We start from the raw sequence: 12610 nt of genomic DNA, 5'->3' as shown, positions 1-12610 counted from the left end.
GGACTGGAGCATATGCAACTGAATTCCACCGAAATCAGCGAACTGATCAAACAGCGTATTGCTCAGTTCGATGTTGTGAGTGAAGCTCACAATGAAGGTACGATTGTATCCGTTAATGACGGTATTATTCGTATTCACGGTTTAGCCGAAGTCATGCAGGGTGAAATGATCGCGCTGCCTGGCAACCGTTACGCTATCGCACTGAACTTAGAGCGTGACTCTGTTGGTGCGGTCGTTATGGGTCCTTATGCCGACTTGGCAGAAGGCATGAAAGTTAAATGTACTGGTCGTATTCTTGAAGTTCCAGTAGGCCGTGGCCTGCTAGGACGTGTTGTGAATACACTGGGTCAACCAATTGATGGTAAAGGTCCTGTTGATAACGATGGCTTCTCTCCTGTAGAAGTTATTGCTCCAGGTGTTATCGACCGTCAATCCGTTGATCAACCTGTTCAAACTGGTTATAAATCAGTCGATGCCATGATCCCAATCGGTCGTGGTCAGCGTGAGCTTGTTATCGGTGACCGTCAAACAGGTAAAACTGCTTTGGCAATCGATGCAATCATCAACCAACGCGACTCTGGCATCAAATGTGTTTACGTCGCTATCGGTCAAAAAGCATCAACTGTTGCTAACGTTGTTCGTAAACTTGAAGAACATGGCGCTCTGGAAAACACCATTGTTGTTGTTGCAACTGCATCTGAGTCAGCTGCACTGCAATATCTGTCAGCCTACGCTGGCTGTGCAATGGGCGAATATTTCCGTGACCGCGGTGAAGATGCTCTGATTGTTTATGATGACCTGTCTAAACAGGCTGTTGCGTACCGTCAAATTTCACTGTTACTGCGTCGTCCACCAGGACGTGAAGCATACCCAGGTGATGTTTTCTATCTGCACTCACGTTTGCTTGAGCGTGCTGCTCGTGTTAACGCTGAGTACGTTGAAGCATTCACTAAAGGTGAAGTTAAAGGAAAAACGGGTTCATTGACTGCATTGCCAATCATTGAAACTCAAGGCGGTGACGTTTCTGCATTCGTTCCGACTAACGTAATTTCGATTACAGATGGTCAGATCTTCCTGGAATCTAACCTGTTTAACTCTGGTATTCGTCCAGCGGTTAACCCAGGTATTTCAGTATCTCGTGTTGGTGGTGCTGCTCAGACTAAAATTATCAAGAAATTGTCTGGTGGTATCCGTACAGCACTTGCTCAATATCGTGAACTGGCAGCGTTTGCTCAGTTTGCTTCAGACCTTGATGATGCAACGCGTAAGCAGCTGAGCCACGGTCAGAAAGTAACTGAGTTGCTGAAACAGAAACAGTATGCACCTATGTCAGTAGCAGAGCAGTCACTGTCTCTGTTTGCGGCAGAACGTGGATTCTTGGATGATGTTGAGTTAGCTAAAATTGGTGCGTTTGAAGCTGCTTTAGTTTCTTATGCATTGCGCGAGCATGCTGACCTTATGAACGAAATTGGCCCGGCTGGTAGCTATAACGATGATATCGAAGGCAAGTTGAAAAAACTGCTCGAATCATTTAAAGCAACCCAGTCCTGGTAATACTATTCGGCCCGAGTTTCTAGGGCCGTCTGGTTAATAAGGAGAAGCAGAAATGGCCGGCGCAAAAGAGATACGTTCCAAGATCGCCAGCGTGCAAAACACGCAGAAGATCACTAAAGCGATGGAAATGGTCGCTGCGTCCAAAATGCGTAAAACGCAGGAACGCATGGCGGCCAGCCGTCCTTATGCAGAGACCATGCGCAGTGTAATTGGTCACTTAGCATTAGGTAATCTGGAATATAAACATCCATATCTCGAAGAGCGTGAAGTTAAGCGTGTCGGGTATCTGGTTGTTTCAACAGACCGTGGTCTGTGTGGTGGCTTGAACATTAACTTGTTCAAAAAACTGTTAGCAGAGATGAAGTCGTGGTCTGAGAAAAACGTTCAGGTTGATTTGGCTTTAATCGGTTCTAAAGCGGTATCATTCTTCGGTTCTGTGGGCGGCAATGTCGTGACACAAGTTACCGGAATGGGGGATAACCCAACGCTTTCGGATTTGATTGGTCCAGTTAACACTATGCTACAAGCCTATGATGAAGGGCGTTTGGATAAACTGTATGTGGTGACGAATAAGTTCATCAATACAATGTCTCAGGAGCCAACTATTCTTCAATTGTTACCATTGCCTGCAAGCAATGATGAAACACTGAAGAAGAAGTCTTGGGATTACATTTACGAACCCGATCCAAAGGCGTTGCTGGATACCCTGCTACGTCGTTATATCGAGTCGCAGGTTTATCAGGGCGTCGTTGAAAACCTGGCTAGTGAGCAGGCCGCACGAATGGTAGCGATGAAAGCCGCTACTGATAATGGTGGAAACCTGATCAAAGAGTTGCAGTTGGTTTACAACAAAGCTCGTCAGGCCAGCATTACTCAGGAGCTTACCGAAATCGTTTCGGGTGCTTCCGCGGTTTAACAGCTAGGTTTACGAATTACGTAGAGGATTCAAGATGGCTACTGGAAAGATTATCCAGGTAATCGGCGCCGTTGTGGACGTCGAGTTCCCTCAAGATGACGTACCAAAAGTGTACGACGCTCTTGAGGTTGTTAACGGTAAAGAAACACTGGTGCTGGAAGTTCAGCAACAGTTAGGCGGTGGTGTTGTCCGTTGTATCGCAATGGGTACATCAGATGGCCTGAGCCGTGGTTTAGAAGTTGTAAACTTAGAGCACCCAATTGAAGTACCAGTAGGTAAAGCAACTTTAGGACGTATCATGAACGTTCTGGGTCAGCCTATTGATATGAAAGGTGATATCGGCGAAGAAGAGCGCTGGTCAATTCACCGTGCTGCACCTAGCTACGAAGAGTTAGCTAACTCAACAGAGCTGCTGGAAACCGGTATCAAAGTAATGGACTTAATCTGTCCATTCGCGAAAGGTGGTAAAGTCGGTCTGTTCGGTGGTGCGGGTGTTGGTAAAACAGTAAACATGATGGAACTGATCCGTAACATCGCGATTGAGCACTCAGGTTACTCAGTATTCGCTGGTGTTGGTGAGCGTACTCGTGAAGGGAACGACTTCTATCATGAAATGACTGACTCAAACGTTCTGGATAAAGTATCACTGGTTTATGGCCAGATGAATGAGCCACCAGGAAACCGTCTACGCGTTGCGTTGACTGGTCTGACTATGGCTGAAAAATTCCGTGACGAAGGTCGTGACGTACTGCTGTTCGTTGACAACATCTATCGTTACACACTGGCAGGTACTGAGGTATCAGCACTGTTAGGTCGTATGCCTTCAGCGGTAGGTTATCAACCAACGCTGGCGGAAGAGATGGGTGTTCTGCAAGAACGTATTACCTCAACTCAAACGGGTTCTATCACTTCCGTTCAAGCGGTTTACGTTCCAGCGGATGACTTGACTGACCCATCACCAGCAACCACCTTTGCTCACTTAGACGCAACGGTAGTTCTGAGCCGTCAAATCGCATCTCTGGGTATTTACCCTGCGGTTGACCCTCTGGATTCTACTAGCCGTCAGCTTGACCCACTGGTTGTTGGTCAAGAGCACTATGATGTTGCTCGTGGCGTTCAGTCTATTCTGCAACGTTACCAAGAACTGAAAGATATCATCGCAATCCTGGGTATGGATGAACTGTCTGAAGAAGACAAACTGGTTGTTGCTCGTGCTCGTAAGATCCAGCGCTTCCTGTCTCAACCATTCTTCGTTGCTGAAGTATTTACCGGTTCACCAGGTAAGTTCGTTTCTCTGAAAGACACTATCCGTGGCTTCAGTGGGATCCTGAACGGTGATTACGACCACCTGCCAGAACAAGCGTTCTATATGGTTGGTACCATTGAAGAAGCTGTGGAAAAAGCGAAAAAGCTTTAATCCAGCTGACAGGAGGTTGATATGGTAGCTGCAATGACATACCACCTGACTGTAGTAAGTGCTGAAAAACAAATGTTTGAAGGCATGGTACAGAAAATTCAGGTGACAGGTAGTGAAGGTGAGCTGGGGATTTACCCGCAGCATACCCCGCTGCTGACTGCCATAAAACCGGGCATGGTACGTATTACCAAACAGTTTGGTGAAGAAGAGCTAATTTACCTCTCCGGTGGTATTTTAGAAGTGCAACCAAATGGTGTTATCGTACTCGCTGATACAGCGATCCGTGGTAAAGATTTAGACGAAGCTCGTGCAGTGGAATCTAAACGCAAAGCGGAAGAACACGTCCGTAAAGCTCACGGCGATGTTGATTATGCTCAGGCATCAGCAGAACTTGCAAAAGCAATAGCGAAACTTCGAGTCATCGAGTTAACTAAAAAGCTAATGTAATGATAGCGGTATAGTAAAAAAAGCCAGTTGGTTAAGTCTAACTGGCTTTTTTATTTGAGCGAAATATGTAGTAATTTATAAAGGAAATAGGTTTACTTTCATCCCTAAGTTGGAGTTTCAGGAAAAATGACTGTGCAAAGAAAAAGTGTCGTGATTTTAGCTGCCGGTAAAGGCACACGGATGTATTCAGAGCTACCTAAAGTTTTGCATTTACTTGCAGGCAAACCCATGGTTCAGCATGTTATAGATACAGCAAAATCCATTGGTGCATCAGATATTCATCTGGTATACGGACATGGCGGTGATTTACTGAAAGAAAAACTGGGTGAGCAAAACCTCAACTGGGTATTGCAGGCCGAGCAGCTCGGCACTGGCCATGCGATGCAACAAGCAGCGCCAAGCTTCCAAGACGATGAAAATATTGTCATGTTATATGGCGATGTACCGTTGATAGCGAAAGATACCTTAGATCGCCTAATTGAAGTGAAGCCAGAAGGTGGTATTGGCTTGCTGACGGTTATTTTAGATAACCCAACAGGGTATGGCCGTATCATTCGTGAAAATAATGAAGTTGTAGGTATTATTGAGCAAAAAGATGCCAGTGAAGAGCAACGCAAAATCCAAGAAATCAATACAGGAATTATGGTTGCCAGTGGCAAAGATTTTAAACGTTGGTTGGCACAGCTGAACAACGATAACGCGCAAGGCGAATATTATATTACTGATATTATTGCATTGGCACATAAAGAAGGTAATAAAATTGCAACTGTTCACCCTAAACATTTAAGTGAAATGGAAGGGGTGAATAACCGCCTACAATTGGCTGCGTTAGAAAGGGTTTATCAGAAAGAACAAGCGGAAAAACTGTTATTAGCTGGTGTGATGTTAATTGACCCTGCACGTTTTGACTTGCGCGGAACGCTGACTCATGGGCGCGATATTATTATTGATACTAACGTGATTATTGAAGGTAATGTCACATTAGGGAATAACGTACATATTCAATCTGGCTGTATATTAAAAGACTGTGTAATCGGTGATAACTCGGTTATCAGCCCATATTCAGTGATAGAAAACTCTGAATTGTCAGCCGAATGTACGGTTGGCCCTTTTGCGCGTTTACGTCCAGGTGCTAAATTAGCGGCCAAAGCGCACGTAGGTAACTTTGTAGAAATGAAAAATGCCTCTTTAGGTTTAGGCTCTAAAGCAGGTCATTTAAGTTACCTCGGTGATGCTCAAATTGGTGATAACGTGAATATTGGCGCAGGTACTATTACCTGTAATTATGATGGTGCCAATAAACACAAAACCATTATTGGCGACGATGTATTTGTCGGGTCAGATACTCAGTTAGTTGCACCAGTTTCTGTTGCCAAAGGTGCAACAATAGGGGCTGGCACTACGGTAACACGTGATGTGAATGAAGACGAACTTGTCGTTAGCCGTGTAAAGCAAATGCATATTAAAAACTGGCAGCGTCCAGTTAAGAAAAAATAAGTAAATTTTGAGGAGAGATAGCGATATCTCTCCTATGATAAAAAAGCTAATTAATAGCAAATAATAAAATAGCTACCTAAGGTAGCAATATAAAAATATCCCCATTTTCTACAAGGCTGGGGAACAGTGAAAACTGTACAACAATTAGGTTGCGACAAATGAAGGTTTCTCAAGAAAGAAACCTTTTGTCTAGGGATCCAAAAAATATGTGTGGAATTGTAGGTGCTGTTGCACAACGTGATATCGCAGAAATTCTGTTAGAAGGTCTTCGTCGTCTTGAGTATCGTGGTTATGACTCTGCCGGTATGGCAGTTGTTGATCACGAAGGGCATTTGCAACGCTTACGTGAAGTCGGCAAAGTGCAAATGTTAGCTGAAGAAGCGGAGAAAAACCCGGTATCGGGTGGAACGGGGATTGCACATACCCGTTGGGCAACTCATGGTATTCCAAGTGAACGTAATGCTCATCCGCATACTTCTGGTTACATTGCGGTTGTTCATAACGGCATTATTGAAAACTATTTAGAGCTCAAAGATGAGCTGAAAAAACTCGGTTATATCTTTAGTTCAGAAACTGATACCGAAGTGATTGCTCACCTTGTTCACCATGAACAACAAAAAGGTGGCACGCTGGTGGAAGTGGTTCAACGTGTTATCCCACAATTGCGTGGTGCTTACGGTACCGTGATCATGGATAGCCGTATTCCTGAATTATTAGTTGCTGCACGTTCTGGTAGCCCGTTGGTTATTGGTTTAGGTGTAGGTGAAAATTTCTTAGCATCAGACCAATTAGCATTGTTGCCTGTGACTCGTCGCTTTATTTACCTCGAAGAAGGGGATGTTGCCGAAGTCACTCGTCGTACTGTTCATATTTTTGATAAAAATGGTGAAGCGGTCGATCGCGAACAAATTGAATCAAACGTTCAATATGATGCAGGTGATAAAGGCGTCTATCGCCATTACATGCAAAAAGAAATTTACGAACAACCAATGGCAATTAAAAACACCCTTGAAGGGCGTTTTGACAAAGACAATGGTATTGATTTAAGCGAGTTAGGCCCTCGTGCGAGTGAAATTTTATCTCAAGTTGAACATATTCAAATCGTCGCATGCGGGACATCCTACAATGCGGGAATGGTTGCACGTTATTGGTTTGAGTCTTTGGCTGGTATTCCTTGTGATGTGGAAATTGCTTCTGAGTATCGCTACCGCAACCCTGCTCACCGTAAAAACAGCCTGATGATTACGTTGTCTCAATCAGGTGAAACCGCAGATACACTGGCAGCCCTGCGTTTATCAAAAGAATTAGGTTATCTGACTTCTTTAGCAGTGTGTAACGTGGCGGGCTCTTCTCTAGTACGTGAATCTGAATTTGCTTTAATGACCAAAGCAGGGGCAGAAATTGGTGTCGCATCGACTAAAGCGTTTACCACACAGTTAACGGTTTTACTGATGCTAGTTGCGTATATGGGTCGTTTGAAGGGGGCAAAACCTGAGTTAGAAGAAAGCATTTCCCATGCATTACATGCGCTTCCTGCTCGTATTGAAAGCATGTTATCGCAAGATAAAGTCATCGAAGCACTGGCAGAAGATTTCTCAGATAAACACCACGCATTGTTCTTAGGTCGTGGTGATCAATTCCCTATTGCAGTTGAAGGGGCTCTGAAATTAAAAGAGATTTCTTACATTCACGCAGAAGCGTATGCCGCGGGTGAGTTAAAGCACGGCCCATTAGCGCTAATTGATGCTGATATGCCTGTTATCATCGTTGCACCTAACAATGAACTGTTAGAAAAACTCAAATCGAACATTGAGGAAGTCCGTGCGCGTGGTGGTTTGCTGTATGTATTTGCTGACCAAGATGCAGGCTTTGAAGCGAGTGAAAACATGAAAATTGTTTCGTTGCCTCATGTTGAAGAGTTAATTGCGCCTATTTTCTATACCGTACCACTGCAATTGTTGTCTTATCACGTTGCATTGATTAAAGGCACAGACGTTGACCAGCCTCGTAACTTGGCGAAATCGGTGACAGTTGAGTAATGACATACTGATTTAATATTGATGATGTGGGCGGACAATAAAGTCTTAAACTGAACAAAATAGATCTAAACTATGACAATAAAGTCTTAAACTAGACAGAATAGTTGTAAACTGAAATCAGTCCAGTTATGCTGTGAAAAAGCATACTGGACTTTTGTTATGGCTAAAGCAAACTCTTCATTTTCTGAAGTGCAAATTGCCCGTCGTATTAAAGAGGGGCGTGGCCAAGGGCATGGTAAAGACTATATTCCATGGCTAACAGTACAAGAAGTTCCTTCTTCAGGTCGTTCCCACCGTATTTATTCTCATAAGACGGGACGAGTCCATCATTTGCTATCTGACTTAGAGCTTGCTGTTTTTCTCAGTCTTGAGTGGGAGAGCAGCGTGCTAGATATACGCGAGCAGTTCCCCTTATTACCTAGTGATACCAGGCAGATTGCAATAGATAGTGGTATTAAGCATCCTGTTATTCGTGGTGTAGATCAGGTTATGTCTACTGATTTTTTAGTGGACTGCAAAGATGGTCCTTTTGAGCAGTTTGCTATTCAAGTCAAACCTGCAGCAGCCTTACAAGACGAGCGTACCTTAGAAAAACTAGAACTAGAGCGTCGCTATTGGCAGCAAAAGCAAATTCCTTGGTTCATTTTTACTGATAAAGAAATAAATCCCGTAGTAAAAGAAAATATTGAATGGCTTTATTCAGTGAAAACAGAAGAAGTTTCTGCGGAGCTTTTAGCACAACTATCCCCATTGGCCCATATCCTGCAAGAAAAAGGAGATGAAAACATTATCAATGTCTGTAAGCAGGTTGATATTGCTTATGATTTGGAGTTAGGCAAAACATTGAGTGAGATACGAGCCTTAACCGCAAATGGTTTTATTAAGTTCAATATTTATAAGTCTTTCAGGGCAAATAAGTGTGCAGATCTCTGTATTAGCCAAGTAGTGAATATGGAGGAGTTGCGCTATGTGGCAAATTAATGAGGTTGTGCTATTTGATAATGATCCGTATCGCATTTTGGCTATAGAGGATGGCCAAGTTGTCTGGATGCAAATAAGCGCTGATAAAGGAGTTCCACAAGCTAGGGCTGAGTTGTTGCTAATGCAGTATTTAGATGAAGGCCGCTTAGTTAGAACTGATGACCCTTATGTACATCTTGATTTAGAAGAGCCGTCTGTAGATTCTGTCAGCTTCCAGAAGCGCGAGGAGGATTATCGAAAAATTCTTCCTATTATTAATAGTAAGGATCGTTTCGACCCTAAAGTCAGAAGCGAACTCGTTGAGCATGTGGTCCAAGAACATAAGGTTACTAAGGCTACAGTTTATAAGTTGTTACGCCGTTACTGGCAGCGTGGTCAAACGCCTAATGCATTAATTCCTGACTACAAAAACAGCGGTGCACCAGGGGAAAGACGTTCAGCGACAGGAACAGCAAAGATTGGCCGAGCCAGAGAATATGGTAAGGGTGAAGGAACCAAGGTAACGCCCGAGATTGAACGCCTTTTTAGGTTGACCATAGAAAAGCACCTGTTAAATCAAAAAGGTACAAAGACCACCGTTGCCTATAGACGATTTGTGGACTTGTTTGCTCAGTATTTTCCTCGCATTCCCCAAGAGGATTACCCAACACTACGTCAGTTTCGTTATTTTTATGATCGAGAATACCCTAAAGCTCAGCGCTTAAAGTCTAGAGTTAAAGCAGGGGTATATAAAAAAGACGTACGACCCTTAAGTAGTACAGCCACTTCTCAGGCGTTAGGCCCTGGGAGTCGTTATGAGATTGATGCCACGATTGCTGATATTTATTTAGTGGATCATCATGATCGCCAAAAAATCATAGGAAGACCAACGCTTTACATTGTGATTGATGTGTTTAGTCGGATGATCACGGGCTTTTATATCGGCTTTGAAAATCCGTCTTATGTGGTGGCGATGCAGGCTTTTGTAAATGCTTGCTCTGACAAAACGGCCATTTGTGCCCAGCATGATATTGAGATTAGTAGCTCAGACTGGCCGTGTGTAGGTTTGCCAGATGTGTTGCTAGCGGACCGTGGCGAATTAATGAGTCATCAGGTCGAAGCCTTAGTTTCTAGTTTTAATGTGCGAGTGGAAAGTGCTCCACCTAGACGTGGCGATGCTAAAGGCATAGTGGAAAGCACTTTTAGAACACTACAAGCCGAGTTTAAGTCCTTTGCACCTGGCATTGTAGAGGGCAGTCGGATCAAAAGCCATGGTGAAACAGACTATAGGTTAGATGCATCTCTGTCGGTATTTGAGTTCACACAAATTATTTTGCGTACGATCTTATTCAGAAATAACCATCTGGTGATGGATAAATACGATCGAGATGCTGATTTTCCTACAGATTTACCGTCTATTCCTGTCCAGCTATGGCAATGGGGTATGCAGCATCGTACAGGTAGTTTAAGGGCTGTGGAGCAAGAGCAGTTGCGAGTAGCGTTACTGCCTCGCCGAAAGGTCTCTATTTCTTCATTTGGCGTTAATTTGTGGGGTTTGTATTACTCGGGGTCAGAGATTCTGCGTGAGGGTTGGTTGCAGCGGAGCACTGATATAGCTAGACCTCAACATTTAGAAGCGGCTTATGACCCAGTGCTGGTTGATACGATTTATTTGTTTCCGCAAGTTGGCAGCCGTGTATTTTGGCGCTGTAATCTGACGGAACGTAGTCGGCAGTTTAAAGGTCTCTCATTTTGGGAGGTTTGGGATATACAAGCACAAGAAAAACACAATAAAGCCAATGCGAAGCAGGATGAGTTAACTAAACGCAGGGAGCTTGAGGCGTTTATTCAGCAAACCATTCAGAAAGCGAATAAGTTAACGCCCAGTACTACTGAGCCCAAATCAACACGCATTAAGCAGATTAAAACTAATAAAAAAGAAGCCGTGACCTCGGAGCGTAAAAAACGTGCGGAGCATTTGAAGCCAAGCTCTTCAGGTGATGAGGCTAAAGTTATTCCTTTCAACGCAGTGGAAGCGGATGATCAAGAAGATTACAGCCTACCCACATACGTGCCTGAATTATTTCAGGATCCACCAGAAAAGGATGAGTCATGAGTGCTACCCGGATTCAAGCAGTTTATCGTGATACGGGGGTAGAGGCTTATCGTGATAATCCTTTTATCGAGGCCTTACCACCATTACAAGAGTCAGTGAATAGTGCTGCATCACTGAAATCCTCTTTACAGCTTACTTCCTCTGACTTGCAAAAGTCCCGTGTTATCAGAGCTCATACCATTTGTCGTATTCCAGATGACTATTTTCAGCCATTAGGTACGCATTTGCTACTAAGTGAGCGTATTTCGGTCATGATTCGAGGTGGCTACGTAGGCAGAAATCCTAAAACAGGAGATTTACAAAAGCATTTACAAAATGGTTATGAGCGTGTTCAAACGGGAGAGTTGGAGACATTTCGCTTTGAGGAGGCACGATCTACGGCACAAAGCTTATTGTTAATTGGTTGTTCTGGTAGTGGGAAGACGACCTCTCTTCATCGTATTCTAGCCACGTATCCTCAGGTGATTTACCATCGTGAACTCAATGTAGAGCAGGTGGTGTATTTGAAAATAGACTGCTCGCATAATGGTTCGCTAAAAGAAATCTGCTTGAATTTTTTCAGAGCGTTGGATCGAGCCTTGGGCTCGAACTATGAGCGTCGTTATGGCTTAAAACGTCATGGTATAGAAACCATGTTGGCTTTGATGTCGCAAATAGCCAATGCACATGCTTTAGGGTTGTTGGTTATTGATGAAATTCAGCATTTAAGCCGCTCTCGTTCGGGTGGATCTCAAGAGATGCTGAACTTTTTTGTGACGATGGTGAATATTATTGGCGTACCAGTGATGTTGATTGGTACCCCTAAAGCACGAGAGATTTTTGAGGCTGATTTGCGGTCTGCACGTAGAGGGGCAGGGTTTGGAGCTATATTCTGGGATCCTATACAACAAACGCAACGTGGAAAGCCCAATCAAGAGTGGATCGCTTTTACGGATAATCTTTGGCAATTACAGCTTTTACAACGCAAAGATGCGCTGTTATCGGATGAGGTCCGTGATGTGTGGTATGAGCTAAGCCAAGGAGTGATGGACATTGTAGTAAAACTTTTTGTACTCGCTCAGCTCCGTGCGCTAGCTTTAGGCAATGAGCGTATTACCGCTGGTTTATTGCGGCAAGTGTATCAAGATGAGTTAAAGCCTGTGCACCCCATGCTAGAGGCATTACGCTCGGGTATCCCAGAACGCATTGCTCGTTATTCTGATCTAGTCGTTCCCGAGATTGATAAACGGTTAATCCAACTTCAGCTAGATATCGCAGCGATACAAGAACAAACACCAGAAGAAAAAGCCCTTCAAGAGTTAGATACCGAAGATCAGCGTCATTTATATCTGATGCTGAAAGAGGATTACGATTCAAGCCTGTTAATTCCCACTATTAAAAAAGCGTTTAGCCAGAATCCAACGATGACAAGACAAAAGTTACTGCCTCTTGTTTTGCAGTGGTTGATGGAAGGCGAAACGGTAGTGTCAGAACTAGAAAAGCCCTCCAAGAGTAAAAAGGTTTCGGCTATAAAGGTAGTCAAGCCCAGCGACTGGGATAGCTTGCCTGATACGGATTTACGTTATATCTATTCACAACGCCAACCTGAAAAAACCATGCATGAACGGTTAAAAGGGAAAGGGGTAATAGTGGATATGGCGAGCTTATTTAAACAAGCAGGTTAG

9 protein-coding genes are annotated in these 12610 nt (G+C 43.8%); all 9 read left to right on the top strand.

What is annotated here, in order from left to right:
- Positions 1-12: 12 nt before the first annotated feature.
- Positions 13-1554, top strand: a complete 1542-nt coding sequence (gene atpA / locus PR800_RS12465) for a F0F1 ATP synthase subunit alpha (RefSeq protein WP_102140422.1) — start codon at positions 13-15, stop codon at positions 1552-1554.
- Positions 1555-1606: 52 nt separating this feature from the next.
- Positions 1607-2470, top strand: coding sequence for a F0F1 ATP synthase subunit gamma (gene atpG / locus PR800_RS12460; protein ID WP_102140421.1), 864 nt, complete (start codon positions 1607-1609; stop codon positions 2468-2470).
- A gap of 34 nt (positions 2471-2504) precedes the next feature.
- A complete protein-coding gene (gene atpD, locus PR800_RS12455; RefSeq protein WP_102140420.1) occupies positions 2505-3887 on the top strand; it encodes a F0F1 ATP synthase subunit beta in 1383 nt (460 codons plus the stop codon).
- A 21-nt stretch (positions 3888-3908) separates the two neighbouring features.
- On the top strand, positions 3909-4334 hold the full coding sequence (locus PR800_RS12450) for a F0F1 ATP synthase subunit epsilon (protein ID WP_004906291.1): 426 nt from the start codon (positions 3909-3911) through the stop codon (positions 4332-4334).
- Between the two features lie 126 nt (positions 4335-4460).
- The gene (gene glmU / locus PR800_RS12445) at positions 4461-5831 is read left to right on the top strand and encodes a bifunctional UDP-N-acetylglucosamine diphosphorylase/glucosamine-1-phosphate N-acetyltransferase GlmU (protein ID WP_166268161.1); all 1371 of its coding nucleotides are present in this window, start codon (positions 4461-4463) and stop codon (positions 5829-5831) included.
- A gap of 206 nt (positions 5832-6037) precedes the next feature.
- Positions 6038-7870 (top strand): glutamine--fructose-6-phosphate transaminase (isomerizing), encoded by a 1833-nt coding sequence (gene glmS, locus PR800_RS12440; protein WP_181489996.1) that lies wholly within the window; start codon positions 6038-6040, stop codon positions 7868-7870.
- A gap of 159 nt (positions 7871-8029) precedes the next feature.
- Positions 8030-8851: a TnsA endonuclease N-terminal domain-containing protein gene (locus PR800_RS12435; RefSeq protein WP_001029679.1), complete on the top strand. Its 822-nt coding sequence runs from the start codon at positions 8030-8032 to the stop codon at positions 8849-8851.
- Positions 8838-10946: a DDE-type integrase/transposase/recombinase gene (locus tag PR800_RS12430; protein WP_000267723.1), complete on the top strand. Its 2109-nt coding sequence runs from the start codon at positions 8838-8840 to the stop codon at positions 10944-10946. Before PR800_RS12435 ends, PR800_RS12430 begins: the two co-directional genes overlap by 14 nt.
- A complete protein-coding gene (locus PR800_RS12425; protein WP_001276994.1) occupies positions 10943-12610 on the top strand; it encodes an AAA family ATPase in 1668 nt (555 codons plus the stop codon). Before PR800_RS12430 ends, PR800_RS12425 begins: the two co-directional genes overlap by 4 nt.

It is taken from the genome of Providencia sp. PROV205 (assembly GCF_028479505.1).
In the GTDB taxonomy this organism is placed as follows: domain Bacteria; phylum Pseudomonadota; class Gammaproteobacteria; order Enterobacterales; family Enterobacteriaceae; genus Providencia; species Providencia huaxiensis.
The sequence above is the reverse complement of the archived record's forward strand: the minus strand, read 5'-3'. Positions and strand labels throughout refer to the sequence as shown.